The organism is Verrucomicrobiia bacterium, assembly GCA_026414565.1.
Taxonomy (GTDB): domain Bacteria; phylum Verrucomicrobiota; class Verrucomicrobiia; order Limisphaerales; family Fontisphaeraceae; genus Fontisphaera.
In genome coordinates, this window is sequence record JAOAIT010000038.1 from 13,941 (window position 1) to 39,291 (window position 25,351).

Below are 25,351 nucleotides of genomic sequence, written 5' to 3' on the forward strand. Positions count from 1 at the left end.
ACCATGCTCAAGCTGGGAGTGAACATTGATCATGTGGCGACGGTGCGGGAGGCCCGCTACCGGGGCCGCGGACAGGGCGAGCCTGATCCGGTGGAGGCCGCCCGCCTGTGTGAGCAGGCGGGGGCGCATGGCATCACGGCGCATTTGCGCGAAGACCGGCGGCACATCCAGGACCGGGATGTCTGGAAACTGCGGGAAATCGTGACCACCCGGCTGAATTTGGAGATGGCCAACTCGGCGGAGATCATCGGCATTGCGCTGCGGCTGAAGCCGGACATTGTGTGCCTTGTGCCCGAGCGCCGTCAGGAGGTGACCACCGAGGGGGGGCTGGATGTGGTGGGGCAACGGAAAGCGATCAAGGAGACCCGCCAGCGGATGAATGACGCGGGGATTGAGGTCAGCCTGTTTATTGCGCCGGATCCCGCGCAGGTGGAGGCGGCGGCCGAAACGGGCACGCAATTTGTGGAGCTGCACACAGGCGCCTTTGCGGAGGCATGGCCTGATCCGGCGACGCGGAGGGTGGAAGTGGAGCGGCTGCGGCAGGCCGCCGAGCTGGCCCACCGGGCGGGTTTGCGGGTGAATGCGGGCCACGGCATTCATTACCAAAACATTCGCGATTTGTATGCGGTGCCGCATCTGGTGGAGTTGAACATCGGGCACAGCATCATCAGCCGCGCGGTCATGGTGGGCCTGCCGGCCGCAGTGAAGGAGATGCTGGCCGCCATGCGGGATTATCCGGCAGGAGGCGGTGCGGCATGATCCTGGGGGTGGGCATAGACATTATTGAAGTTGCCCGCATAGAGCAGTCCTACCAGCGGTTTGGGGAGCGGTTTTTACAGCGGATACTTCGGCCGGCGGAAATTACCTATTGCCTGAGCTTCAAGCATCCCGGGCCGCATCTGGCGGCGCGGTTTGCCGCCAAGGAGGCGGTTTCCAAGGCGTTTGGCACGGGGATTGGCGCGCAATTAAGCTGGCAGGCCATCGAGGTGGAGCGGCGGCCCTCGGGCGAGCCGTTTATCACGTTGCACGAGGAAGGGCTGGTGTTGCTGGCCACCCGTGGGGGGCGGCAGGTGCTGATCAGCCTCACCCATACCACCCAATACGCCGCGGCGGTGGCCATTTTGGAGGCATGAACCACCTGGCCTGGAACCGCCTGCCGGCGGCCTTTGAACGCGCCTGCGAAAGGCGTGGCGTGCTGCCCACCGAGTACGCCCTGGCCGTCAGCGTGCGCCGGCAGCGGATGCGCCTGTATGTGCGGGTGCCGTGGCGGCGCGGGGGGCTGCCGCGGCCTGAGATGATGCAGGTGCGGGAGATGCGGATCTCCACTTCGCGCTTTGGGGTGGGACAGCAGGAGAACTCGAATCAAACGCCCCTGGGGCTGCATCGGATCGCCGCCAAAATCGGCGGCGGCTGGCCGGTGGGCGCCGTGTTCAAGGCGCGGCAGATGTGCGGTTATACATGGCAGGGCCAGCCACAGGCGCGGATCGTGCATCGCATCCTCTGGCTGGCCGGACTGGAGCCGGGCGTCAACCAGGGGGGGACGGTGGACAGCTTCCGGCGCTACATTTACCTGCACGGGTTCAGTGATCCCCTGGCCCTGGGGCGGCCGGCGTCGCATGGCTGCATTCATGTGGGCACGGAGGATTTGTTGCTGCTTTTTGACTTGCTGCCGGTGGGCACGCTGGTTTGGATGGGCATGGATTGGTGATGGAACAAGGTCAGCGCATGAGCCAACGCAATCTGGATGTGATGCGGCATTTGGGACGATGCCTGGGGGTCGGACTCGCCTTGCTGGCCGGCCTGCCTGCCGCGCCGGCGGCCGTGCCCGGCGAGGTGTTGTGGACGTTTCCCGTGGGGGTGAAAATCCAGTCGTCGGCCGCCCAGGGGCCGGATGGCACGCTGTATTTTGGCGCCGACAACGGCGCGTTGTATGCGTTGCGGCCGGACGGCCAGAAGAAATGGGAATTTCGCACCTCCGGGGCAGTGGCGGCCACGCCGGTGGTGGGGCCGGACGGCGTCATCTACCTGGCGGGGACGGACCGGCTGATCTATGCGTTGCTGCCCAACGGGCAGGAGAAATGGCGCGTGATGCCGGGCAGCGGCTATGTCAGCTCGCCGGCGCTGGGACCGGAGGGCGTGTTGTACGCGGGCTCGGTGTTTGGCACTTTGTTTGCCATTGAGCCGGCGGGTTTGCGGAAGTGGGATTTTCCCGCCAACGGCAACATCATTTCCTCCCCGGCCATCAGCGCCGCCGGGGTGCTTTATTTTGGGTCGTATGACACCAATTTTTACGCCGTGAACCCGGATGGCTCGCGCCGGTGGTACGTGGATACCGGGGATAAAATTGGCTCTTCGCCGGCGATTGACGCGCAGGGCAACGTATATTTTGGCAGCAATGACCAATACTTGCATGCGGTAAGTCCCTTCGGCGAGCGGCTCTGGGAAGTGCGGACCGGCGGCCCGGTGCGCGGCTCGCCGGTGCTCGCCGCCAATGGCGTGGTCATTTTTGGTTCGGATGATCGCAAGCTGCGCGCGGTGTCGCCGGAGGCGCGCACCTTGTGGGAATTTGCCACGGAGGGCTGGATTCGCAGCACGCCCGCGGTGGCGGCGGACGGCTCGATTTATTTCGGCTCGTATGACGGGCGTTTTTACGCCCTGGATGCGCAGGGCAAAAAGAAATGGGCGCTGGCCACCGGCGACGCCATCAGCAGCTCGCCGCTGCTCACCACCAATGGTGTGTTGTATTTCGGCGGATGGGATGGGCGTTTTTACGCCGTGCAGGCCGATGCCGGTCTGGCGTCAACGCCCTGGCCGCTGTTCCGCGCCAACGTGCGGCGCACCGGCTCCCTGGCGCCGGAGGGCCGGCCGCCGGCCATTGCGGCGACCCTGCCGCCGCCCCCGCCTCCGCCGGAAGAACCGGAGGTCATCCTGCCGCCGGTGCGCCAGCCCACCTTTACCAACCGCGCCACGCCGCCGCCAATTCGCTTTACGGATCTCAGCAGCACGCCGCGCGAGCTGATTCTGAGCAATGAAACCGTGGTGGTCAAACCGGTGCCACCGCCGCGGCGCCCGCCCAGCGAGCGCATTCGCAACGATCGCACGCCGCCCAAAATCACCTTGCGCTCGCCCGAGCCCAGGACCCGCCTGACCAATCCCCTGTTGGTGATCACCGGCACGGCGCGGGACAACGAGGGGCTGGCGCGGGTGGAGTATCAATTGGACCAGGGCGAGCTGCAAGCCGCCGAGGGGTTGGGGGAATGGACCATCCGCCAGCAAGTCACGCCCGGGGCGCATCGTGTGCGCGTGCGTGCCGTGGATCTGGCCGGCCTGGTTTCCGACTGGGTGGAAGTGCAGTGCGACTATGTGCTGGCCAGTCCTCTGCTGTTGCAGATTCTGGGCCAGGGGGAGGTCACGCCCAATCTTTCGCGGGAACTGCTCGAGATCGGCCGCACCTACACCCTCACCGCCAAACCGGAGCGTGGCTGGACTTTTGCCCGCTGGACGGGCGGAGTGAATTCCGAGAAGGCCACGCTGGAGTTTGTCATGCGCAGCAATCTGGTGCTGATCGCCAATTTTATCCCGAAAACCACTGCGCCCAAAGAATCCACCGAGCCAGCCCCGCCTGCTCTCGCCGAGCGCCCCGGGCTGACGGTCAGTGTGGCGGTGTCCGGCTCCGGGACGGTGACGCCCGATACGCGCGGCCGCAAATACGCTGCGGGGAAAACCCTCAGCCTGCAGGCCCGGCCTGCGCCCGGCCATCGGTTTGCGGGATGGCGCGGGAGCCTGGCTTCAGGCGACCCGGAGGTGCATTTGCTGTTGCGCTCCAACGTGAACTTGGAGGCCGTGTTCGAGCCGGGGCCGTTTATTGTTCGTCAGGGCCGCTACGACGGTCTGGCCTGGGTGCCCACGGCCGTGGGCATGGACAACAGCGGCCTGGCCCAATTCGAGGTGGACGTGGAAGGCCGCCTCCAGGGCCATCTTTTTTGGAATGGCCAGATGCATTCCCTGCGCGGCCAGTTTGATGCGGAGGGCCGCGCCCGCCAGCTCCTGGCACGAAGCGGCGAAACCACCCTCAGCTTTGAAGTCAGCCTGACCCACCGGCTGCCGGAGGCTCCCACCAACGCCCTGCTGGGTTGGGTGCGGGCCGGGGACTGGACCTCCCCCCTGACCGCGCTGCGCGCTGCCGGCACGCTGCCGGCGCAGGCCCCGGCGGGCACTTATGCGGCCGTGTTGATTCCTCGCGGTCTGCCGCCCCAGGTGCAGGGCGACGGCTGGTTGACGCTGCGGCTCAGTCCGCCGCATCAGCTCACCCTTGCCGGACGGTTGAGCGACAACACCCCGTTGGAAGGCGCCTTCGCCGTGCTGGAAGATGGCCGGTGCCCCATTTACCTGCCCTTGTATGGGGGCCGTGGCGCGTTGCTGGGATGGTGTCAAGTGGACATCAACAAGCCGGTGCCCGTCACGGGCCAGTTGGTCTGGTTCAAAGCCGCATCGCCGAAGGACAAGCTGCTTCCTGAGGGCGCTGCCGGCCAGTTGGTGGTATGCGGGCAGCGTGTGGAGCCAAACCGGCCCGGCAGCCAGGGGCTGGGCGCCGCGCAGGCCGTGCTCACCTTCATGGGGGGGCAATTGCCGGAGCCTTTGGGCAGCATTCTGGAGCAGGATGAACGGGGGCGCCCGCGCTTTGCCCTGGCGGCGTACGAAAAAATGGAGCTGCGGATGGAAGCCGCGCCGGGGATGTTTGAGGGCGCGTTTGTGCATCCGGTGACACGCAAACGCACGGCTTTTCAGGGCCTTTACCTGCCGCGGCTGGGGTGGGGTTCGGGGTTTTTCATCAGTGATGAAACCGTGGGGTTGGTCAACCTAAGCCCGCTCACCAATGCCCCTCCGGCGGCGGCTCCGGGCGGGCCGCCTCAAGCCCCGGCGCCCAGCCGGCCCAGCAGCAAATAAGCGGGCACCGGCCCGATGCCCTTGGCGTCCACCGTACCGGCGGAAGCGAACTGGTATTTGTGCTGGAGGCGCTCGGCGGTGGCGGCGCTGACCTGGATGACCCCGGGGCGGCCGGTGGATTCCATGCGGCTGGCGATGTTCACCGTTTCCCCCCAGAGATCGTAGGAGAATTTGCGGGTGCCAATAATGCCCGCCACCACGGGGCCGGTGTGGATGCCAATGCGCATTTGCAGCAGATGGCCGGTGCGGGTGTGCATGGTGCGCATGACTTCCTGCATTTCCAGCGCCATCTCCGCCACGGCCTCGGTGTGATCCGGGCGTGGGGTGGGGACGCCGCCCACCAGCATGTAGGCATCGCCGATGGTTTTGATTTTCTCCAGCCCGTGCTTGTCGGCCAGTTGGTCAAAGGCGCTGAAGATGGTGTTGAGCACCTGCACCAGCTCGGCCGGGGTGATGCGGTTGGCCAGCCGGCTGAAGCCCACCAAATCCGAAAACATGACGGTGCATTCCGGAAAATGCTCGGCGATGTGTTCCTCGCCCTCTTTGAGGCGTTGGGCGATGGAGGAGGGCAGGATGTTGAGCAACAACCGCTCGCTGCGTTCCTGCTCCTGCTCGAGCCGGCGCAGAAAATCCGCCTCCATGTCATAGAGCCGCTTGTGCTGCAGGGAGGTGCGGATGCGCGCTTTGAGGAGGGTGGTTTGGATCGGCTTGGTGAGAAAATCATCCGCCCCCATCTCGATGCAGCGGATGGCCGTCTCCACATCGGTCATGCCGGAAAGCACAATCACCGGGACGCGGCGCAGGCGCAGATCATTTTTGATGCGCTGGAGGACATCGTAGCCGTCGAACTCCGGCATGGCGAGGTCCAGCAGCACCAGATCAAACCGCTGAAACTCCAGCGCCTCCAGCGCCTCCAGGCCATTGCAGGCCGGCAGGGGGGTAAGGTGCATCTGCCGCACCAGCGAACACAGCAAATCCCGGATGATGTCATCATCCTCCACGATGAGCACCACGGCCGAGGCCGCCTCACCGCTACTGCTGTCCGCTGGGGGCATCACCGGCTGAGCTTACGCCCGGCGTCAGGGCCGGGCCAGCCTTTTCGTTTAATGACGGTGCGCCCCTCCCCGGCAGGCACACGCACAGCCGCCGCCGCCGCAACCGCTATCCCCGCCCCCGGTGGAGCTGCTGCCGGTGGTGGCTGAAGCAAACACCGAAAGTTTCTTGCTCAGGCGCGTCGAACCGCAATGCGGGCAGAGGGTGCCCTCCCATTGCGCCGAGCGCACCAGGATCTCGCTGTCCTTGCCACACTTTTCACAATGAAATTCGTAAATTGGCATACGCTGCCTTTATTATACCGCAGCCGTGGCGGCGCTCAAGCGTCCTCTGGACGTTGGCCTGCCGGCCCGCGGGAAAGAACGGCCTGCCCAGCCGGGGGCATACACCTTCCCGGCAGTCAGGGCGGGGGCGGGGGCGGGGGCGGCATTTTGGGTTCCACGGGGTTGGGGCCGAGCCGCCAGCCAAACCCCAGGTCTATGAAGCGTTGCCGGGATTCCGCCGCACGGATGCGTTCATGCAGGCGCGTGGCCAGTTGCGGGTAGCGGGCCTCCTTGCCCACGGCATAGGGCTGGATGGCGAAGGCCTCGGGTAGAGGGATCGGGAGGGAAACGGTTTCCTGGCTGACCAGGGCGCCGTTGCTCACATACACAATCACGGCATCCAGCGAGCCGGCGCGCAACTGATTCACCAGAAAATCGCCCGTGGCCGATTCCACTTTGACATTGGGGCGGATGAGGTCGTACAGGCCATGCTTCTGGAGCAAGGTACGGGTCAAGGCGCCCAGGGTGGACTGCTGTTCATGGGCCACGCCCACCCGCAGGCCGGGGCGGCCGAGGTCGCGCAATTCGCGGATGCCCTTGGGGTTGCCTTTGGGCACCAGGATGATGATGGGGTTGGACGAGATGTCTTCGCCTTCGGCAAACAAGTCGGCCACCATGGTGAGGAAGGATTTGTCGCAGGCAAAGTAGGCATCCGGCCGTTGGCCGGCCCTCATTTGGGCCACCAGGATGCCGCAGCCGTTGTAGATGCGATTGACCTTGACGCCCTCGCGCTGCTCAAATTCCTGAATAGTTTTTTCGATGGCCGGACGCAGCATGGCGCCGGCGTAGAGGGTCAGCTCGGGGGTTTCACTCCAAGGGTCGCCGCCGGTGGCGCGGTAACCATGTTTGGCCAGAATGGGCGTTCCGCGATCGCGCGCGGCCAGGTAGCGGGCGAAGCGTAGGGCCGCCGTGGGTTGCTGGCTGGAGGTCAGCACGCCCACCATGACGGTGGCGGTGCAGCCCTCCAGTTCGGGCACCGGCACCGCCTCGAGTTCGGGGTATTGTGCCAGCAGGGCATCAAAGATAAACCCGGCATCCACCGTGCCAAGCTTCAAGTCGTTGGCCACGTCATTGACCGTGGGCTTGAACACCCGGGTGCGGGCGGCCACGGCCTCCCAACAGCCGGCTTTCTCGAGGGCCTGCCGGGTCAGCCGACCGACAGCGGTGGCCTCCGGACTTGCCTGGGCGAGGGTGACGGGAAGGGTGCGCAAGTCCTCGAGCCGGTGGATCTTTTTGGGATTGCCCCGTGCCACGGCCAGGATGACCTGCATCCGGGCCAGGGGGATGGTTTCCGCCACCAGTCCTTTATCCCGGGCCAATTGGATGAAGGAATCATCCCCCGGCAGGTACAGGTCACCGCGGCGGGCCACTTCCAGGGCGGCCAGCAGGGTTTGCGAGCCGCCATATTGAAGCTGCACGGCCACGCCGTACTGTTGCTGGTATTGGCGGGCGATTTCCTCGATGGGCGGTTTCAAGCCGGCCGCACAATACACCACCAGCGGCACCCCGGTCTGGGTGGGAGAGGTAGGGGGGCGCCGCAGCCACCAGATCAACACGGCCATGAGCACCACTGTGCCTACAAATACGAGGGCCGCGGGACTCATTCCGCCGATTGGAGTGCGCTTTATCGTTTTTTTCATATTCACAGTCTGCCGGTTGCCCCACGAGGGGGCGGCTGATTCATTCAAGGGGAATGGCTTGGGGTTTTCTTCGGCAAAATTGCCGCCAATGGGTGTAGCCCACCGCTTTTGCCAGCGCGATGGCCTCCGTCCAACCGGCGCCCACCTCGGCGGGTGCATGCGCGTCGGAGCCAAAAGTCAGGGCGACGCCCGCCTCGCGGGCCGCGGTGAGAATGGCCTGCGCCGGATATTGCTCGCGGCAGTCCTTCCGCCAGCCGGCGGTGTTGATTTCAATGGCCACATTGGCGGCGGCGGCGGCGTGCATAATTTCTCGGTAGCGCGGCAACCAGTCCTTCTGGGGCCGGTGGCCGAATTTTTTGGGCAAATCACAGTGGCCAATGATGTCAAACAAGCCGCTGCCAATGGAGGCTTGGAGGCGGTTCAGGTATTCTTCCCACACGGCGTCCACAGAGCGGTTGGCCCACTCGTCCATTTTGTTGGGATTGTCCACGTCCCAGCCCTCGGCGACGTAGTGCACGGAGCCGATGAAATAATCCCAGGGATGGCGCGCGGCCAGTTGATGGATCCAATCCTCCTGTCCCGGAATAAAATCCACCTCCAAGGCCAGGCGGATGGTCAGTTGCGGGAAGCGTTGGCGGGCCTCCTCCACCGCGGCCACGTATTCATCGAGCTGGCGTTGGTACATCCGCCAGTTGTCGAAGTCGTCCTGGGGCAGGGGGGCGTGATCGGAGCAGCCGATTTCCTGAAGTCCCAGCGCCACAGCGCGGGCGGCGTATTCCCACGGGGCACCGGCGGCGTGGCGGCACAAGGCGTTGTGCGTATGATAATCAGCGGGCCAGCGCATGGGAGTTTCTTAGCCGTTGGGCGGGGCGCTGGCAACCGCAAAGCCGACGGAGGCGATTGTTCGCTCGCCGGGTCTGGCCGGGTTGCGGTAGATTGGGGGCATGGCAATAGCATCCTTGAAGGCCATCGTGGATTTTTGTGATCGGGAGCTCCGCCTGGACACGATTCAGGATTATGAGGGCGCCCACAACGGGTTGCAGGTGGAGAATGACGGCCGCGTGCGCCGCATTGCGGCGGCGGTGGATGCCTCCCTGGCCACGGTGAAGCTGGCCATTAAGGCGGAGGCGGATTTGCTGGTGGTGCATCACGGCTTGTTTTGGGGGGCTACCGTGCCCTGGACGGGCCGCCGGCGGGAGCTGCTGCGGCTGTTGCTGGAGCACAATCTGGCGGTGTACAGCGCGCATCTGCCGCTGGACATGCATGAGCAGTGGGGCAACAACGCCCGCCTGGCCCGCGCCTTGGGATGGCGCAAATGCACGCCCTTCTTCAAGTGGAAAAATCAGTGCCTCGGGCTGGAGACCCGACTGCGCCTGCCGCTCCTGGATTTGGTGCGGCAGGTGGAGCGGGTGGTGGGAGGACCGGTGAAGGTCATACCCGGCGGGCCGGAAATTTGCCGGCGGGTGGGGCTGGTCACGGGGGGCGCGGGTGGCGAACTTAAATTGGCGGCGGCGGAGGGCGTGGACACGTTTATTACCGGCGAAGGCCCACACTGGACGTATGCACTGGCGGAGGAATGCGGCCTGAATGTGCTCTACGCGGGCCATTACGCCACGGAGACTTTCGGGGTCAAGGCGCTGGCTGAAGCGCTTTCCCGCCGCTTCAAGGTGCCGTGGGTGTTTCTGGATCATCCCACCGGCTTGTAGGAAAAACCCCAAAAAATTTCGGGTAGATGGCTGACACTGTCCCGGGCAAAGCGATGACGGCAGGCGCAAGGTGGAAAGGCGCGGATGGCGGAGAAGCCTCTGGAGCTGGCCTTTACGAGTGTCAGGCCCGCCGGGTGGACCAGGATTTCAGCGCGTCTATTCCTTAATGGGTCATCCGGCCCGTTTTTTTCCGGGCTGGACAAAGCGGCCGAAAAGGGCCACAGATGGAGTTTGTCTAGATGAGCACTATGGAAACCTCGCCAATTCGAGTGTTGGTGGTGGATGACCACGAGCTGGTGCGGGTGGGTTTGCGCGCGGTTTTGGGGCGTTATCCGCAGATTGCGCTGGTGGGAGAGGCGGCCAGTGTGGTGCAGGGGGTGGAGGAAGCCGTGCGGCTCAGGCCGGATGTGGTGTTGATGGATGTGCGTCTGCCCGATGGCACGGGTTTTGACGCGTGCCGGCAGATGCGCCAACATAATTTGGACAGTCGTGTCCTGTTTTTGACCTCCTACAGCGACGATGAAGTGTTGATGCAAGCGGTGATGGTGGAGGCTGATGGCTTTCTGCTGAAAGATGTGCACCCGGATGAACTGGTGGCGGCGATTGAAAAAGTGAACGCGGGCCAGTCCATCCTCGATCCGGCCGTGACCCGGCGGGTGTTTGAGCAGCTCAAGCGGGGGACCCTGCACCAGGCTCCCACGCCGCTGGATCAACTTTCGGCCCAGGAAAAACGCGTGCTGGCGCTGGTGGCCGAAGGCAAGACCAACAAGGAGATTGGTTTGGCGCTGGGACTGAGCGACAAGACGGTGAAAAATTACCTGGCCAATGCCATGGAGAAACTGCAGATCAATCGTCGCAGCCAGGCCGCCGCGATTTTTGTACAGCATCAGGCCGGGGGGCGCTAAGTCCTGAAGACCCTACCGGACTAGGGACATAAAATATTCCGCACGTCCCTAGCGAACTTCTTTTGTTCTAACTAGCTTGTAATCAACGGGTTTTTTGTCTGCTGCCGGGAGGCGGACGAAGGACCGCCTCATCTGCGGCAACCCAATTGCTCTTTTTAACTCTGCAAAGGCAACATGAAAGTTCAGGCACAACAAGCCGGGCGCGGCAGGGGCGGCGGACATCGTTGGGCAGCGGCCTATTCGCTGGTGGAGATCATGGTGGCCACCGCCATTATTGGCATTTCGTTTGTCAGTTTCTATGCGGGCATCACGGCGGGCGTGCAGGTGATTCAACTGGCGCGGGAGAACCTGCGGGCCACGCAAATTCTGGTGGAGCGCATGGAGACCTTGCGCATCAAGACCTGGGAGCAGGTGACCAATGGCGTGGACGTGCCCGCCACCTTCACGGAGGATTTTTACCCCAAACGCCTCAGCAATCGGGGAATCACCTACTATGGGACGTTGACGGTGAGCAACGTGGATTTGCGGACCAATTACGATGATGAACTGCGGCTGGTGACCATTTCGCTGACCTGGACCAACGGCGGGGTGCCGCGCGTGCGCACCATGCGCAGCTATGTCGCCCGCAACGGCATGCAAAATTATGTGTTCTAACTCCTTTTTCAGCCTCCGCCGGCGCGGTTTCACGCTGCCGGAGATTCTGATTGCGATGGCGATCGGCGGCCTGACGATGGCGGCGCTGGCGAGCCTGACGCTGTACACCGGGCGCAGCTTTGCGTCGCTGGCCAATTACGTGGATTTGGATAACCGGAGCCGCACGGCGCTGGACATTTTGACCCGGGACATCCGGCAGGTGAACAATGTGGAGTACTTCAGCTCGAACAAGGTGGTGTTCATTGACGGGGACGGCACGGAGCTGACCTTTGAGTACAGCCCCGTGACGCGCACGCTGGTCCGCCTCAAGGGCAATGATCGCAAGGTGCTGCTGACGGAGTGCGATGAACTGGAGTTTCGGATGTTTCAGCGCAACACGACGCCGGGGACGTTTGATTTGGTGCCCTCGAATGATGTGATTGAAGGCAAGGCCATTGATATCAGTTGGGTGTGTTCGCGGCGGTTGCTGGGGGTGCGCTACAACACGGAGAGTGTGCAGACGGCGCGGGTCATCATCCGCAAACAACAGGCCACGCGCTACTAAGCAAATGTGAGGCGACTATGAGAACGAGACATCCTTCCTCCAGCCGGGCGCGCGGCAGCGCGTTGCTGGTGACGATGGTGGTGACGGCCATCATTGGCTTCAGTCTGGCCAGTTACCTCACGCTGGTGAGCGCGCAGAATCGCTCGGTGGTGCGCTCGCAGACGTGGAACAGCACCATCCCCATCATTGAGGCGGGAATTGAGGAGGCGCTGGCGCATCTGAACAAGAACGGCCTGACCAACCTTTTCACCCAGGGCTGGCGGAATGAGTACGGATATGCGGTGCGCAAGCGCTGGTTGGGGGACTGCCGCTACATGGTGGCCATCACGCCAACGGCGCGGCCGGTGATCGAATGCACGGCCTGGGCGCCGGCGCCGATTTTGTTTGGGGCCAACACCCAGTCGCCCACGCTGCTGGGGCAGGCGGGGACGGCGGGATGGAAGAATCGCACCTATGTGTATCGCACCGTGCGGGTGAACACACGGGGCGGCCCGTTGTTTGCGCGGGGCATGGTGGCCAAGGGCAGCATCAATCTGAATGGCAACAACGTGAGTTCCGACAGTTTTGACTCGGCGGATCCGAACTTCAGCACCAACGGGCGCTACGACAAGAACAAGCGCAACGATAATGGGGATGTGGCCACCAATTCCGGCGGGAATGTGTTCGACGCGGGCAACGCCAACATCATGGGGCGGGTGGCCACCGGCCCCGGTGGGCAGGTTACCACCGGCCCCAACAGCAGCATCGGCACCAAGGCGTGGGTGCTGAGTGGCAATAAGGGCATTGAACCCGGACGGTTTACCGATGACATGAACATGGATTTCCCGGATGTGCAGGTGCCATTTACCTCCGGCAAGAGCCCGCGGCTGAATGTGGCCATCTCCACCACCAACATCTCCTACGGCATGACCACGGTGACCACCCCCACGCTGCCCAGTCCGCTGCCGGCCGGGCCGATCACCACCAACTATGGCGTCATCACCACAGATGCCTTGCCGAGTCCGTTGCCGCCGGGCGGGGTGATCACGTCGTTGGTGGCCCGCACGAGCACGGAATATCCCACCAACGCCGTCGGGCCGGTGAGCACAGCCACGGTGGTGGTGGTATCCAGTGTGCTGCCCAGCCCGCTGCCGTCCAATGTGGTGGCGGTGGTGACCAACATCACCACCGTGACCAACGTGGCGCTGCCCACCAATGGCACCTTTGTGGTGTTGCGCACGAACACCTCGGCCACGACGGTGCCTTATCCCAACTCGCCCATGCCGGATAAAAACAGTGATCCGGGGCCCTGGCAGCCGCCGTATCCGGGGACGTATGTGGGGGAGGTCACCCGCTATTACAAAAACAGCAACCCCAAAGGATGGTACCAGGACTATCAGGCCATTTCCTCTTATGTGTATCAAACCTACACTTATCGGCTCACTTATAACGGGGCCTACGCGTACAATACCTATCAGTACTCCTATCAGGTGCCGGAATCGTACACGTACCAAATTCCCACCTCCACCAATGTGACGATCACCACGGCCACTTATGACATGGTATTTGACTCGGGCGATTATGTGGTGGCGAATCTGAGCGGCAGTGTTTATGTGGTGGGCGATGTCCGGGTGCTGGTGCAGAACAGCATGGATTTTACCGGCAAGGGCGGCATCACCATTGGCCCGCGGGGTTCACTGAAGGTTTACATGGCGGGCAGCAGCGCCAAGATTGCCGGGCAGGGCGTGGTCAACCTCAACGGCAGCGCGCATGCGTTTGGTTATTATGGTCTTCCCAGCAACAAATCGCTCACCATCCAGGGCAACGGCTCCTTTATCGGCACCATCTACGCGCCCAACGCCGACTTCAAACTGGGCGGGGGTGGGAATGACACGCAAGACTTTATTGGCGCCAGTGTGACCGCCACGGTTTTCATGAACGGCCACTTCAATTTCCACTATGACGAAGACCTGGCGCGCAAGGGGCCGCAGAGTTTGTTCGTCATCACGTCGTGGAATGAAATTGGCCCGGGCGAAAACGCCATTCTTCGCAATCCCGACTGGGCGTTTGTGGACGATTTGGAGTAGCCGCAGACGGAGGGCAAGGGAGTCGCGGGCCGGTGTCTCAAGCTTCAGCCGATGAGGCGCAAGGGGCGCAGTGTGTCTGACGGCTGAGGCGGGCTTGGCAAAGGGCAGGCCGGGATGAGGGTGGGAGACAGAGTGCGCCTTCTTCGTGGGCTTTTCCCAACTTGCTAATCAAGGGCGTCCTCGCGAGGGGACGCGATTATTTCTTCGCCGGCGAGAGCGCGGTATTGGCCCGGCGCAATTTGTTGGAGAGGTCAATGGCGATGTTGCGGATGACCACCATGCCCAGATGCGGCTCCCGCTGCACCAGCTCGTTGAAGGCCTGACGTTGAACAACGAGGAGGATGCTGGCCTGCGAGGCCACCGCCATGGCGGTGCGGGGTGAGCCGTCCAGGAAGGCCAGCTCGCCAAACACCTGCCCGCTGTTGACCGTGGCAATGGGGCGCGATTCTTCATTGAGGCAGATGTCAATCTGCCCGCGCATGACAATGTAAGCCTCGCTGCCGGCGTCGCCCTTGTTGAAGACGCGCTCGCCGGGACGATAAAGCTTCTGGGTGAAGAGACGGGCGATCTTGCGCAGCTCGCCGTCGCCCAGGCCGGCGAAGATGGGCAGGGTGCGCAGCAGGTTGATGATGGCGACGCCGATTTTCTGGTCCTGGAAATTGGTGTCCACCACCTTGACCATGCGGGCCGCCTGGGCGGTGAGCGCGGCGGTTTCGGTGGTGTACATCATGTTGAGCTTGATCAACTTGACGACGTCGGAGGGGCGGTTGTTGATCACGCAGAAACCGGGCAGGTAGGCGATGGGCACAAAGCCCAGTTGCTCGGTGCTTTTGAGGAGCTTGGGGCAGTTGGCCAGGATGTCCACCTCCACGTAGGCGGCGCTGAGCTGCTCCTGGGCGATGCGCACCACATGATGGAAGAGCGCGCCGGTGGACAGGTCGTCGGTGGCGAAACTGTCCATGATGCGCACGCAACGATCCTGCTCATCATTGAAGAAGGCCACGCCGCCGATGATTTGGGAGCCGCGCTGGCCGAGGATGGCCTTGCAGGGGGCCTCGGCGTTGAGCCGCAGGAAGCCGGCGCCGCGGTTGCCGCCACTGGAGACTTCCAGCAGGGGATTGGCGGCGCGGGCCTGCATTTTCCACAACTCAAAGTCCTCGATGGTGCTTTCGTGGATTTGAATATCGGTTTGCAACGGATAGCCGGTGGCGCCGTCGCGGACGGTCAGCGGGTTGGGGATGTTCAGGTTTTCAAAAACCAGGGCGGCCAGGTCGCTGACTTGTGGCAGGGATTCCGAGATGGGCTGGCGTGAGGTGAGGACCGGGCTGGCGGAGTGCACGTAAAAGAGCACGCCCTGCCGGGTGCGCAGGATGTGTTTGAGCGGCTGGTAGCCGACGCAGGCATAGCCGTTTTGCTCGTAAATGATTTGCTGCGGATTGTCGTTGGCGGGGATGCGGACGACAATCATCTGGCCCCGCTGGTCGAGCAATTGCGTCAGGCTTCGGACCAGCAGCTCCGCTGCGCCGTTGCTGTAGGCCTCCGGGCGGGCCAGGTTGCGGCCGACGTTGGCCACGGGATTGATGTTACCCTCGATGGGCCGCAGGACGGTGGCGCTGGCGAGGATTTGGTCGCCATCCTCGGCGATCCAGGTTTCGTTGCCGGATTGGGCGTCGAGCTGGGCGGCGACACTGGCGGGGTTGTAGGCTTCTTTGGCGGGATATTCATCGCCCAAGGTGGCCCGGAGGAGGTCCACCCACTTGGCCGCATCTTGCGCTTCTGCCAGTCGAATTGAAACAGCCATGCGACACTTGCTGCGATCCACCCGCCCGCCGGCCTGATAAAGCAATCCCCGCGAGAGAATTGCCGGGCTTAAGTTTAGTAAAATTAAATGGTGCCCGCGACAGGATTTGAACCTGTACGATGTTACTCACTAGAACCTGAATCTAGCGCGTCTGCCAATTCCGCCACGCGGGCACCCGTAGCCGTCGCAGGCGTTGCCGCCCGCTTTGACCGCGTACGTTATCGCAGCGGTTTATATAATATGTACCGGCCAGGGTGACAAGTCAAAATTGTGAGGGAGGCCGCCGGGAATGCCAGCGAGGCGGCTGGCGGCCCCGCCCCTGCGTTTGGCTTTGACCGGTTTCCTTTCTGGTGGCAGCATGGCCGCCATGAAATCCCAACTGAATCGCCGGCGTTTCATCCGGCAAAATTTGTTGCTGGCCGCGGCGGCCGGCATGGCGCCGCAAATCGTCAGTTTTCCATTGCGCGGCCAAAGTGCGCCCAACAACCGCGTGCAGCTTGCCTGCATCGGCGTGGGGCCGCAGGGGCGGGGCGTGATGAGCGGATTTTTGGCGCAAAATGATGTGCGGGTCATCCTGCTGGCGGATCCTTATCAGCCCAACCTCGAGGCCGCCGTGCAGCAGGTCAATGGGCACTATCGCGATAACGCGGTGCAAACCACGGGCGATTACCGGGCGGTGCTGGAGCGCAAAGATGTGGATGCGGTTTCCATTGCCACGCCGGATCACTGGCACGTGCCGGTGGCGCTGGCGGCCGCCAAAGCCAGAAAGGACATGTACCTGGAAAAACCGATGGGCCTGTCCCTGGAGGAGGATCAACTCTTGCGCCGCTGGTGCCAGAAGAACAAAATCATCTTCCAGTTTGGCACGCAGCAACGCTCCAGCCGTGAGTTTCACACGGCGGTGCAGGCCGTGCGCAACGGACGCATCGGCCGGCTCAAGCAAATCAACGTCTGGTGCTCCGCCAGCCGCCCCGGCGGCTCCACCGAAGTGGTGCCGGTGCCGCCCGGGCTGAACTATGATTTGTGGCTGGGTCCGGCCCCCTTCACGCCCTACACCGAGGGCAAGGTGTTTGACACGCCCAAATCGCACAAGACATGGTGGTTCAATTACGATTACGCGCTGGGTTTCATCGCTGGCTGGGGGGTGCATCCGCTGGACATCGCGTACTGGGGCATGCCGGAGATGATGAACGGGCCGGTGACGATTGAGGGCCAGGGGGTGATTCCCACCTCCGGAGCCTGCAACACGGCGGTGGCGTGGGAGGTGTGGTTCACGTTTGCCAACGGGGTGAAGCTGCGCTACCGCGGCACGAAAAACGGTTACAGTGAGACCACGCCCATGACCGATTTTTCCGACTGGCAGCAGCGGTACGGCAAGATTGTGGATCACGGCACGGCCTTTGAAGGCGAGGAGGGCTGGGTGCATGTGTATCGCGGTGGCGTGTTCAGCAACCCGGAAAAAGCGGTGCAGGAGCCGTTGCGGCCCAATGAAACGCCGCTCTATCGCAGCACGCATCATCAGCGCAACCTCATCGAGTGCATGCGTTCGCGGCAGCCCACGGTCTGCCCGATTGAGGACTCGGTGCAGGCGGACATCTTGTGCCATCTGAGTGATCTGGCGGTGCGGTTGAAACGCAAGCTGGTGTGGGATCCGAAGAAGGAGCAGTTTGTGAAGGACAACGAGGCCAACCGCCATCTCAAGATTCGCTCGACGCGCAAGCCCTATCAATTTGCGTAAGGAGTGCCGGCTGGCCGCGGCAGGACCGGCCCGGCCCGGCCACATGGCATACAAGCGCCCGCCATGTTGTTCCGGCTTTATCAAGCCTTGCTGGCCGCCCAGGAGGCGGCGCGCCGCGCCGGGCGGCGGGGCTTGGATGCCCTGGTGCGGGCGGCCGGATGGGGGCCGTCGTGGGAGCATATTCGATGGACTTTTTGGGGGCGGCTTATCCCGTGGCTGGCCTGGCTGGCGGGCATCGGGGTGACTTTGTTTTTGGGCCAGCGCGCCGTCCTGCCGGTGCTCTACGAATGGCAGGCGCAGCGATTTGTGCGGCAGGCCGGGCAGCTTGCTGCGGCCGGGCAGAGGGCGGCAGCGGCTTTTCGGCTGCGGAAGGCGCTGGCACTGCAACCGCAACACCCCGAGGCCACCCGCCTCATCGCCCGGCTGGCGGAAAAAGAAGATTCGCCCACGGCTTTTTTGTGGTACTGGCGGTTGGTGTCCCAGCCGGCGGCCACGACGGACGACCGTCTGGGCTTGGCGCGCACGGCCTTGCGGTATGAGCGCCCGCCCTTTTTGCTGGCCAGCAATGGCTTGTTCAGCATTCCACCTGCCGAGCGCTCGAATCGGGTGTATGGCGCACTGCTGGCCGAGTATTATCTCAAGACCGGCCAGCCCCAGCGGGCGGAGGCCCAATATGAGGAGACCTTGCGGCTGGCTCCCCAGGACGTGGCCTTGAAGGTGGCCTGGCTGACCGTGCGCCTGGCTTCCCGGGACGCAGAGGTGTCCCGCGCCGCCGCGCAGGGGCTGGAGGCCCTTGCCGATGACCCGGTGCACGGGCTTTCTGTGTGTCGTTCCCTGCGCGAGTATTACCTGGGCGAGAACCAGGCTGCCCAGGCGTTACCTTGGGCGCAGCGAGCCTTGCGGCAAAGGGGGTCTGATTTTCGGGATCAATTGCAATATTTGGAGGCGCTGCGCCAGTTTGCGCCGGAGGCCGTGACGGAGCGAGTGGGGGCACTCTGGGCGGAGGTGTCCACCTATCCGGCACGGCAGGCGGCTCTTTTGCAGTGGCTCCTCGAAACGGGGCAACTCCCGCTGGCCCAGGAGGGCGTGTCGCGCCTCTCCGCAGCGCAGCAGGGACATCCGGAGCTTCGGCCGCTGGTGGTTGCGGTGTACCTCCAGGGCGGCCGCCGGCGGGAATTGTGGCAGTGGCTTGCCGGCCAGCATTGGGGTCGGGAGGACTGGCGGCGGCGGCTGCTGTTAACGCGGGTGTTGCGGGAATTGGGCCGCGAGGCCGAGGCGCGTCAAACCTGGGAGGAATTGCTGCAAGTGGCCGGTGAGCGTCCGGCCTGGTTGTGGGAGAGCGCGCGTCTGGCGCAGCAATGGGACTGGCGCGAGGCGCTGCCAGCGCTCACGGAACTGGCGGTGCCTTGGCTGTGTCGCGACGTGGATGAAGTGTTGCGCTGGCACACCCTGCTGGAGCAACAAGGGGACACGCTGGCCTTGTGGCGGTTTTATCAGCGATTATGCGACTGCCAGACTCATTGGCTGATCTTGAATAATTACGCGGCGCTCAGCCTGCTGTCCGGGCGTGAGACCAACCGGGCGCATGCCCTGGCCCGCCAGTTGTATCTGGAGCAGCCCCAAAATGAGTTTTGCGCCACCACCTACGCCTTTTCCCTGCATCTGCAAGGACAGACCACCAACGGCCTGATGGTATTGCAGCGGTTGCCCCGGCAGGCCTTGGAGCGGCCGGTGATCAGGGTTTATCACGGGATTTTGCTCTCCGCCGCGGGCCGCAAGGAGGCGGCGCTCGACTGCCTGGAACGGGCGGGCGAGGCGCCGTTGTTGCCGGAAGAAAGAGCCCTGGTGGAGCAGGCGTTGGCGCGCGCCCGCGCCCTGCCCTGGACGGAACGGACTGGCGCCCTACCGCCCCGAAAACCATGAATGCCGCCGTCAACTCGTGGGCAGGCCCCGTTGCCGGGTGGGGGGTGCTGGTATTGCTTTGGATTACCTCCGCCTGGCGGCTGGGGCCGCTTTGGTCCTCGCGCCCGGAGTATGCGTTTGGCTGGGCTGCCCCGGTGGTGTGTGGCGTGTTGTTTTGGGAGCGCTGGCGCCGGCGTCCGGCGCCGGAGCCCCCCGGGACAAAAGCCTGGGGTTGGGTGGCTTTGGTTTTGGGTTTGGCGGGCCTGGTGGCGGGCAAGGTGACGCTGGAAGTAGCGCCCATTCTGCGCCCGGCAGCATGGGTTTTGGCGGGCGGCATGGTGGCCGCCACGCTGGGAGTGGCCTGGCTGGCGGGGGGGCGGCTGTGGGTGCGACATTTTGCTTTTCCAGTATGGTTGTTGCTGGTGTTTCTCCCCTGGCCCACGCGATTGGAGCAGTGGGTGATGAGTCACCTGGTCCAGTTCAACGTGGCGGCGGTCATTCACGCTTTGGGAGTTTTGGGCATTCCGGCCCTGGCGCGTGGCAGCGTGATGGAAATGGAAACCGGCCTGGTGGGGGTGGACGAGGCCTGCAGTGGCATTCGTTCCCTGCAAGCCACGCTGGTGGCGGCCCTGGTTTTGGGGGAATTGCGCCGGCTGCCCGGCTGGCGCCGCCTGCAATTGTTGGGGGGTGGTTTGGGGGTGGCGGTGTGCACGAATTTTCTGCGCACGCTGGGGCTGGGATGGCTGGCGGCGCGGGAGGGGGCCGGCTTGGTGGAGGCCTGGCATGATCCGGCTGGTTATGGTGTTTTGGGGGTTAATTTCCTGGTGTTGATGGCCTTGGCCCATCGGTTGGCCAGGGGTGTTGCTCCAGAGGACACCGAGCCTGGCTCTTCCCGGAGCGGAGGTTTTGCTGTGCCCGGCTTGGCGCTGGGGGTGATCGGGGGGGTGGTATGTCTGAGCGAGATCTTTATTTATGGGTGGTTTGCGCGGGCTGAGACAGGCCGGGCAGCAGTGACGTGGCAGATGCAGTGGCCGACGAACGCTGCCGGTTTCCGGCATGTTCCCTTAAGCCCCGCGGCGCAGCAGATGCTGGGCTACGATGAGGGCACCATGGCGGCGTGGATGACCACGGAGGGGATGCGCGTGCAGGCTGCCTATATGCGGTGGAAGCCTTCGACGTGGCGGCCGACGATGGCACGTGCCTCGATGGCACAAGGTCATTCGCCCACGGTGTGCCTGCCTGCCGTGGGCATGGTGCTCCTGCGCGAAGGGCCGGAGGTCACCCTGCGGGCTGGCGGGCAGGGATGGCCCTGCCAAAGTTACGTTTTCGATGATCGCGGCCGCTCCGTCTATGTCTATGTCTGTCTCTGGCGTGACCGGCAGGATGGGGTGAATTATCAAGTGGACAAGCGGGCGATGGTGAGAGAGGTGCTGCGGGCCATCCGCCGGGGGGCCCGCCCGTTGAACACGGAGCAACGGCTCATCATGGCCAGCGTCCATGGGGCGCGTGCTGAAGGGGAGGCCCGGCAGGCCCTCGCGGCGGAGTGGGAGCGCTGGTTGAAGCCGTGAAGCGCAAGGGACACGGCGGCGGACCGGCGCGAGGTGCCCAATGAATTTGGCTAACGGTTTGCCGGCGGGGCGATGGCCGGGGAGCGGCGGCGCTGCCACAAGTAGCAGCCGCCGAGGAACAGCACCCCCAGCAGGGCATATTCCGCGGGCTCTGGGATCACCGACAAGGGGGCATCAATGACCAGGGTGGGAATGAGGAAACCGCTGGTGGACTCTTTGGAAACAAGCTGAACGATGCCTTGGTTGTCCAGACGCCGCACGGCGATGGTGATCAGGCCGTTGTGGTCGTTCTTGATCAAATCCAACAAGGCGCTGCTGCTGAAATTGTGGACGGTGCCGGCACCGGTGGTTTGCCCGGTGAGGGAGCCGAGGAGCGTGAGGTAATTGCCGTTTTCATCCCCCGGCGCAGAGGTGATGAAGCCCAGGGCGGCAGGATCTGACACGTTGCCTGGAGCATTGTTGTAATTAATGCCCGACTCCGTCCAACCTCCGGCAGCATCCCCTGGCAAACCGTCCGGCAAACCATAGAACTCCCAAGCCACCCCTGAGAGCACTCGTTGGGAGCTGAAGCGCAGGGTGACCGAGGTGGCGTTGGCCCAGTCGTAGCCGGATACGGAAGAGAGATCAAAACGGAAATAGTCCTTGTAATTCCGCGCCGGATTGCCGGGGTTGTTGCGGCTGCTGATGACGCCGCTGCTGCCGAAGTTCAAGGTGGGTTGCTGGCCCCACACGTACGCATCCGCTCCCTGGCCCATGGCGGTGGTAATGCTGACCACCGCGGCATGGTTCAGACAGGTGCAAAAGACAAGGGCGAGGCATCCCCACACCTTGCTGATATGCCCCTGCATAATTCTCTGCTGACCGCCTCGCATCAAACACCCACACTCCGTGACAGGCAAAAACACTCCTACCACATTTCAGGGTGCAAGTCAAACCCGGCTCCCGGGATTTTCACGCAACGCGAAGCAGTTGGTGACGCCTGGGGTCATCCGCACAGTTTTCCCCCAGCCGGAGCCTGGCGAACTCGGGGACGGGGTTTGGGGCTTGTCAGGCTTAGGCGCGGGCGGCAGGATGCCGCCGATAATTGATGCGCCATGAAACTAGAACGATTTGCCGGCAATCCGATTCTTTCCCCCCATCCTGATCATCCCTGGGAGGATTTGGCGGTGTTTAACCCTGCGGCGTGGTACGATGCCGGGAAGGGGGAGGTTCTGCTCCTTTACCGAGCGGCGGAGTCGCATCCCGACTACAAATGCTATTTTGGCCTGGCCAAGAGCCGGGATGGTTACCACTTTGAGCGGGTGTCGGACCGTCCGGCCATGGACATCAGCCATGAGGGTTTTGACGGGGCCACCATTCAGGACCCGCGCATTATCAAGATGGGGGAGTGGTTTTATGTCACTTACGCCTGCCGGCATTTTCCGTTTGGCCAGTTCTGGGTGCCGGGCGGCCGGGATCGGTATATCAAGCCGGAGGTAGGCGAGGAGTTTCCGCGCTATCTGCGACTTAACGCCACGCTGACGGGGCTGGCCATGACCAAGGATTTCCGGCACTGGATTCGGGCGGGGTGGATTACCAACCCGCTGCTGGATGATCGCGATGCGATTCTTTTCCCGGAGAAGATCAACGGCCAGTTTGTGCTGATGCACCGGCCGCTGGAGTGGGTGGGGCCGGCGTATGGGACGGAGCATCCATGCGCGTGGATTGCGTTCAGTGATGATTTGATGGGCTTTCCTTTTGCGCGCAGCAAACTGTTGATCAAGAACAAGTACCCGTGGGAGGCGGCCAAACTGGGCATCAATACGCCGCCCATCCGCACGCCGTACGGGTGGTTCACCCTGTATCACGCGGTGGGGCCGGACAAGTTTTACCGGCTGGGGGCGTTGCTGCTGGATTTGGAGGATCCGAGCATTGTGCGGCATCGCACGCCGGACTGGTTGATGCAGCCGGAGACGGATTACGAGATTGAGGGGTTTTACCGCGGGGTGTGTTTCCCTTGTGGGACGATCGTCAAGGATGACACCCTGTTTGTGTATTACGGCGCGGGGGACAAATACTGCGCCCTGGCCACGTGTCCGTTTGGTGCACTGCTGGATTATTTGTTGCAATGTCCGGCGTGAATGGGAAATGATGCGGCCACAACAGCAACACGAGTACGCATACGTATGAGCACTCAACCCTCCCGGAGCCAGTGCGCCGAGGCGGCGGTGGCGCATTTCCAGCAAGGCTATGCCTGTTCGCAGGCGGTGGTGGCGGCGTTTGCGCCGAAACTGGGCGTGAGTCCCGAAGCGGCCCTGAAGGCGGCGGCCGGCTTTGGGGGCGGACTGGGGCGGCAGGGCCAGACGTGCGGGGCGGTCAATGGCGCCTGCATCGTCATTGGCCTGCGTTATGGTTCCACCAATCCCCAGGACAAGGACGCCAAGGAGTTCACCTACCATACGGTGCGGGAGTTTTGCCGGCAATTTCGGGCGCGGCACAAGACGTTGCAATGCCGCGAGCTGCTGGGCTGCGACATCAGCACGCCGGAGGGGCTGGCGCTGGCGCGGGATCGGAAGCTGTTTGCCACCCAGTGCCCCCAGTTTGTGGGGGCGGCGGCGAAAATTTTGGAGCAGCTCGTGTAAGGCGCCGCCGCCGGCGTGCCCGGGCTTATGCACTGGCTGGACCTCCTCATCATTGTCCTCTATTTCGCCCTGATGGTGGGGGTGGGCGTGTGGGTATCGAAGAAGGCGGCGCAGAGTGCGGAGTCCTATTTTCTGGCGGGCAAAAGCCTGCCGTGGTGGATCATCGGCATTGCGCATGGCTCCAGCGGGGTGGACATCACGGGGACGATGTGGTTTGTGACGATGCTCTACGTGTATGGGGCCAAGGGCATCTGGCTGCTGTGGATCTGGCCGTTGTTCAACGTCATTTTCCGGATGGTTTATCTGGGGGTCTGGGTGCGACGCTCGAATGTGTTGACCGGGGCGGAATGGATGCGGACGCGCTTTGGCAAAAACCTGGGCTCGGAACTGGCCTACCTGAGCGTGGTTTTGTATGCGCTGGTCAGTGTGGTGGGATTTTTGAGCTACGCCTTTCAGGGCATTGGCAAATTTGCCAAATCGTTCCTGCCCTGGCCGTTGCCGGCGGAAGTCTATGGCACCCTGATCATGGTGGTTTCCGGCCTGTACTGCATTTTGGGCGGCATGTACAGCGTGGTGCTCAATGATGTCATTCAATTTGGTTTGATTCTGCTCGCCGCAGTGATCATTGCCGCGGTGGCCATGGCAGTGACCTCCCCGGAGCAGATTTCCGCCGCCGTGCCGGCGGGTTGGGAGGAATTATTTTTTGGCTGGAAATTGAATCTGGACTGGAGCGGCCTGGTGCCGCAACTGAATGACAAGATCTACGGAACCCAGGGAGATGGGTACTCGCTGTATTTCCTGTTCATCGGCATGCTGCTGTTCAAAGGCATCCTGGTGAGCATGGCCGGGCCGACGCCCAATTACGCCATTCAACACGTGCTTTCCACCCGCAGCCCGCGCGAGGCGGCGCTGGAAAACTTCATGATGGCGATTGTGTCGCTGGCCCCGCGTTTTCTGCTAATCGCCGGGATTGCGGTCATTGGGCTGGTGCACTTCAGCCCCGAGCTGGCCAAAATGGCCGCAGCCGGGCAGAAGCTGGATTTTGAGAAAATCCTGCCGGAAGTGGTGAATCAATATCTGCCGGTGGGCGCCAAGGGGCTGATTCTGGCCGGACTGCTGGCGGCCTTCATGAGCACGTTTGTTTCCACCACCAACTCCGGTGTGGCCTACATCGTCAACGACATTTACAAACGTTACCTCCGGCCCGACGCCTCCCAGCAGCGGCTGGTGCGGATGGGGTATTTTTGGAGCCTGATGGTCATTCTGGCCGGCATTGGTTTTGGTTTTTACACCGGCTCGGTGCAGAAGGTGACCGAGTGGGTGGCCAATGCGCTGGTGCCGGCGTTTGTGGCGCCCAATGTGCTCAAATGGCACTGGTGGCGCTTTAATGGCTGGGGCTTTTTTGCCGGCATGGTGAGTGGCACGGCGGCGGCGGTGATCAAGTTGTTTGTGCCCCTCAGTCCCACGGTGACTTCGCTGGTCATCATTGGCATCAGCATGATTTTTTCCGTGGTGGTCTGCCTGTTGACCGCGCCCGAAGATCAGGCGGTGCTCAAGCGGTTTTATCTGACGGTGCGTCCGTGGGGATGGTGGCGGCCCATTCACGATTTGTGCGCGGCGGAGCATCCGCGCCTGCAGGCCAATCGCGACGCGGCGCGGGACTGGCTCAACATCGGCGTGGGCCTGGTCTGGCAGTTGGCGATGGTGGCGGCCCCGATTTACCTGGTCATCCGCAACTGGCCGCGCTTCTGGGCGTGCGTCATCGTGCTGGGGGTGACCTCCGTGATCCTCAAGTTCACGTGGTACGATCGCCTCGACAAGACGCACGAGATGTACCTGAAGGATTACGAGGAGAAGCCCGGCACTGCCGCCGGCTGAGGCCG

The 25,351-nt window shown here is 63.2% G+C and carries 21 protein-coding genes and 1 tRNA gene; 15 read left to right on the forward strand and 7 right to left on the reverse strand.

The genetic code is table 11. The annotated features are described in order from the left end of the window. The first annotated feature begins 3 nt into the window (after window positions 1-3). The 4 genes from N3J91_08620 to N3J91_08635 are packed head-to-tail and all read left to right on the forward strand — an operon-like array spanning window position 4 to window position 4,947. Window positions 4-759 (forward strand): pyridoxine 5'-phosphate synthase, encoded by a 756-nt coding sequence (locus tag N3J91_08620; protein ID MCX8156493.1) that lies wholly within the window; start codon window positions 4-6, stop codon window positions 757-759. Next, window positions 756-1,133, forward strand: a complete 378-nt coding sequence (gene acpS, locus N3J91_08625) for a holo-ACP synthase (GenBank protein MCX8156494.1) — start codon at window positions 756-758, stop codon at window positions 1,131-1,133. Before N3J91_08620 ends, acpS begins: the two co-directional genes overlap by 4 nt. Then, window positions 1,130-1,708 carry a L,D-transpeptidase gene (locus tag N3J91_08630; protein MCX8156495.1) on the forward strand — a complete coding sequence of 193 codons (579 nt, stop codon included), beginning with the start codon at window positions 1,130-1,132 and terminating at the stop codon, window positions 1,706-1,708. Before acpS ends, N3J91_08630 begins: the two co-directional genes overlap by 4 nt. Before the next feature lie 17 nt (window positions 1,709-1,725). Beyond that, complete coding sequence (locus N3J91_08635) at window positions 1,726-4,947, forward strand: PQQ-binding-like beta-propeller repeat protein (protein ID MCX8156496.1); 3,222 nt, start codon at window positions 1,726-1,728, stop codon at window positions 4,945-4,947. On the opposite strand, the gene N3J91_08640 is transcribed toward N3J91_08635, so the two are convergent. The 4 genes from N3J91_08640 to N3J91_08655 form a co-directional block, all read right to left on the reverse strand. Further along, window positions 4,911-6,002: a response regulator gene (locus N3J91_08640; GenBank protein ID MCX8156497.1), complete on the reverse strand. Its 1,092-nt coding sequence runs from the start codon at window positions 6,000-6,002 to the stop codon at window positions 4,911-4,913. The genes N3J91_08635 and N3J91_08640 overlap by 37 nt on opposite strands. 48 nt (window positions 6,003-6,050) lie before the next feature. Further along, a complete protein-coding gene (locus tag N3J91_08645; GenBank protein MCX8156498.1) occupies window positions 6,051-6,284 on the reverse strand; it encodes a zinc ribbon domain-containing protein in 234 nt (77 codons plus the stop codon). Between the two features lie 116 nt (window positions 6,285-6,400). Continuing rightward, complete coding sequence (locus N3J91_08650) at window positions 6,401-7,963, reverse strand: substrate-binding domain-containing protein (GenBank protein ID MCX8156499.1); 1,563 nt, start codon at window positions 7,961-7,963, stop codon at window positions 6,401-6,403. A gap of 40 nt (window positions 7,964-8,003) precedes the next feature. Further along, the gene (locus N3J91_08655) at window positions 8,004-8,807 is read right to left on the reverse strand and encodes a histidinol-phosphatase HisJ family protein (protein ID MCX8156500.1); all 804 of its coding nucleotides are present in this window, start codon (window positions 8,805-8,807) and stop codon (window positions 8,004-8,006) included. A gap of 100 nt (window positions 8,808-8,907) precedes the next feature. On the opposite strand from N3J91_08655, the gene N3J91_08660 reads away from it, so the two are divergent. The 5 genes from N3J91_08660 to N3J91_08680 all read left to right on the forward strand — a co-directional run bounded on the left by N3J91_08660 (window position 8,908) and on the right by N3J91_08680 (window position 13,838). Continuing rightward, entirely contained in the window at window positions 8,908-9,669 is a 762-nt protein-coding gene (locus N3J91_08660; GenBank protein ID MCX8156501.1) for a Nif3-like dinuclear metal center hexameric protein, read from the forward strand. A 248-nt stretch (window positions 9,670-9,917) separates the two neighbouring features. Then, complete coding sequence (locus N3J91_08665) at window positions 9,918-10,574, forward strand: response regulator transcription factor (protein MCX8156502.1); 657 nt, start codon at window positions 9,918-9,920, stop codon at window positions 10,572-10,574. Between the two features lie 174 nt (window positions 10,575-10,748). Continuing rightward, a complete protein-coding gene (locus N3J91_08670) occupies window positions 10,749-11,228 on the forward strand; it encodes a hypothetical protein (protein ID MCX8156503.1) in 480 nt (159 codons plus the stop codon). Next, on the forward strand, window positions 11,218-11,772 hold the full coding sequence (locus N3J91_08675; protein ID MCX8156504.1) for a prepilin-type N-terminal cleavage/methylation domain-containing protein: 555 nt from the start codon (window positions 11,218-11,220) through the stop codon (window positions 11,770-11,772). The genes N3J91_08670 and N3J91_08675 overlap by 11 nt, the downstream gene beginning before the upstream one ends. A gap of 17 nt (window positions 11,773-11,789) precedes the next feature. After that, window positions 11,790-13,838, forward strand: coding sequence for a hypothetical protein (locus N3J91_08680; GenBank protein ID MCX8156505.1), 2,049 nt, complete (start codon window positions 11,790-11,792; stop codon window positions 13,836-13,838). A gap of 196 nt (window positions 13,839-14,034) precedes the next feature. Here N3J91_08680 and N3J91_08685 read toward each other — a convergent pair whose 3' ends face one another. Both N3J91_08685 and N3J91_08690 read right to left on the reverse strand, forming a co-directional pair. Then, a complete protein-coding gene (locus N3J91_08685) occupies window positions 14,035-15,639 on the reverse strand; it encodes a cyclic nucleotide-binding domain-containing protein (GenBank protein ID MCX8156506.1) in 1,605 nt (534 codons plus the stop codon). Window positions 15,640-15,727: 88 nt separating this feature from the next. Further along, window positions 15,728-15,812: transfer RNA gene (locus tag N3J91_08690), tRNA-Leu, on the reverse strand. Window positions 15,813-16,006: 194 nt separating this feature from the next. Between N3J91_08690 and N3J91_08695 the strand changes: the two genes are divergently transcribed. The 3 genes from N3J91_08695 (at window position 16,007) to N3J91_08705 (ending at window position 20,847) form a co-directional block, all read left to right on the forward strand. Continuing rightward, window positions 16,007-17,377, forward strand: a complete 1,371-nt coding sequence (locus N3J91_08695) for a Gfo/Idh/MocA family oxidoreductase (GenBank protein ID MCX8156507.1) — start codon at window positions 16,007-16,009, stop codon at window positions 17,375-17,377. Window positions 17,378-17,440: 63 nt separating this feature from the next. Continuing rightward, a complete protein-coding gene (locus N3J91_08700; GenBank protein ID MCX8156508.1) occupies window positions 17,441-19,300 on the forward strand; it encodes a hypothetical protein in 1,860 nt (619 codons plus the stop codon). Further along, complete coding sequence (locus N3J91_08705; protein ID MCX8156509.1) at window positions 19,297-20,847, forward strand: exosortase/archaeosortase family protein; 1,551 nt, start codon at window positions 19,297-19,299, stop codon at window positions 20,845-20,847. The genes N3J91_08700 and N3J91_08705 overlap by 4 nt, the downstream gene beginning before the upstream one ends. A gap of 50 nt (window positions 20,848-20,897) precedes the next feature. Here the strand turns inward: N3J91_08705 and N3J91_08710 are convergent, their stop codons facing one another. After that, the gene (locus N3J91_08710) at window positions 20,898-21,695 is read right to left on the reverse strand and encodes a DNRLRE domain-containing protein (protein ID MCX8156510.1); all 798 of its coding nucleotides are present in this window, start codon (window positions 21,693-21,695) and stop codon (window positions 20,898-20,900) included. 246 nt (window positions 21,696-21,941) lie between these two features. On the opposite strand from N3J91_08710, the gene N3J91_08715 reads away from it, so the two are divergent. Genes N3J91_08715 through N3J91_08725 form a run of 3 tightly spaced genes read left to right on the forward strand, consistent with a single transcriptional unit; the run spans window position 21,942 to window position 25,346 of the window. Continuing rightward, a complete protein-coding gene (locus N3J91_08715; GenBank protein ID MCX8156511.1) occupies window positions 21,942-22,967 on the forward strand; it encodes a glycosidase in 1,026 nt (341 codons plus the stop codon). A gap of 45 nt (window positions 22,968-23,012) precedes the next feature. Further along, complete coding sequence (locus N3J91_08720; GenBank protein ID MCX8156512.1) at window positions 23,013-23,468, forward strand: C-GCAxxG-C-C family protein; 456 nt, start codon at window positions 23,013-23,015, stop codon at window positions 23,466-23,468. Window positions 23,469-23,495: 27 nt separating this feature from the next. Continuing rightward, on the forward strand, window positions 23,496-25,346 hold the full coding sequence (locus tag N3J91_08725; GenBank protein MCX8156513.1) for a Na+:solute symporter: 1,851 nt from the start codon (window positions 23,496-23,498) through the stop codon (window positions 25,344-25,346). The last annotated feature ends 5 nt before the right edge of the window (window positions 25,347-25,351 follow it).

Bases quoted from the DNA above. Each gene is read 5' to 3' on its own strand.
- N3J91_08620 (MCX8156493.1), top strand. From the start codon at position 4: ATGCTCAAGCTGGGAGTGAACATTGATCATGTGGCGACGGTGCGGGAG.
- acpS (MCX8156494.1), top strand. From the start codon at position 756: ATGATCCTGGGGGTGGGCATAGACATTATTGAAGTTGCCCGCATAGAG.
- N3J91_08630 (MCX8156495.1), top strand. From the start codon at position 1,130: ATGAACCACCTGGCCTGGAACCGCCTGCCGGCGGCCTTTGAACGCGCC.
- N3J91_08635 (MCX8156496.1), top strand. From the start codon at position 1,726: ATGAGCCAACGCAATCTGGATGTGATGCGGCATTTGGGACGATGCCTG.
- N3J91_08640 (MCX8156497.1), bottom strand. From the start codon at position 6,002: ATGCCCCCAGCGGACAGCAGTAGCGGTGAGGCGGCCTCGGCCGTGGTG.
- N3J91_08645 (MCX8156498.1), bottom strand. From the start codon at position 6,284: ATGCCAATTTACGAATTTCATTGTGAAAAGTGTGGCAAGGACAGCGAG.
- N3J91_08650 (MCX8156499.1), bottom strand. From the start codon at position 7,963: ATGAAAAAAACGATAAAGCGCACTCCAATCGGCGGAATGAGTCCCGCG.
- N3J91_08655 (MCX8156500.1), bottom strand. From the start codon at position 8,807: ATGCGCTGGCCCGCTGATTATCATACGCACAACGCCTTGTGCCGCCAC.
- N3J91_08660 (MCX8156501.1), top strand. From the start codon at position 8,908: ATGGCAATAGCATCCTTGAAGGCCATCGTGGATTTTTGTGATCGGGAG.
- N3J91_08665 (MCX8156502.1), top strand. From the start codon at position 9,918: ATGGAAACCTCGCCAATTCGAGTGTTGGTGGTGGATGACCACGAGCTG.
- N3J91_08670 (MCX8156503.1), top strand. From the start codon at position 10,749: ATGAAAGTTCAGGCACAACAAGCCGGGCGCGGCAGGGGCGGCGGACAT.
- N3J91_08675 (MCX8156504.1), top strand. From the start codon at position 11,218: ATGTGTTCTAACTCCTTTTTCAGCCTCCGCCGGCGCGGTTTCACGCTG.
- N3J91_08680 (MCX8156505.1), top strand. From the start codon at position 11,790: ATGAGAACGAGACATCCTTCCTCCAGCCGGGCGCGCGGCAGCGCGTTG.
- N3J91_08685 (MCX8156506.1), bottom strand. From the start codon at position 15,639: ATGGCTGTTTCAATTCGACTGGCAGAAGCGCAAGATGCGGCCAAGTGG.
- N3J91_08695 (MCX8156507.1), top strand. From the start codon at position 16,007: ATGAAATCCCAACTGAATCGCCGGCGTTTCATCCGGCAAAATTTGTTG.
- N3J91_08700 (MCX8156508.1), top strand. From the start codon at position 17,441: ATGTTGTTCCGGCTTTATCAAGCCTTGCTGGCCGCCCAGGAGGCGGCG.
- N3J91_08705 (MCX8156509.1), top strand. From the start codon at position 19,297: ATGAATGCCGCCGTCAACTCGTGGGCAGGCCCCGTTGCCGGGTGGGGG.
- N3J91_08710 (MCX8156510.1), bottom strand. From the start codon at position 21,695: ATGCAGGGGCATATCAGCAAGGTGTGGGGATGCCTCGCCCTTGTCTTT.
- N3J91_08715 (MCX8156511.1), top strand. From the start codon at position 21,942: ATGAAACTAGAACGATTTGCCGGCAATCCGATTCTTTCCCCCCATCCT.
- N3J91_08720 (MCX8156512.1), top strand. From the start codon at position 23,013: ATGAGCACTCAACCCTCCCGGAGCCAGTGCGCCGAGGCGGCGGTGGCG.
- N3J91_08725 (MCX8156513.1), top strand. From the start codon at position 23,496: ATGCACTGGCTGGACCTCCTCATCATTGTCCTCTATTTCGCCCTGATG.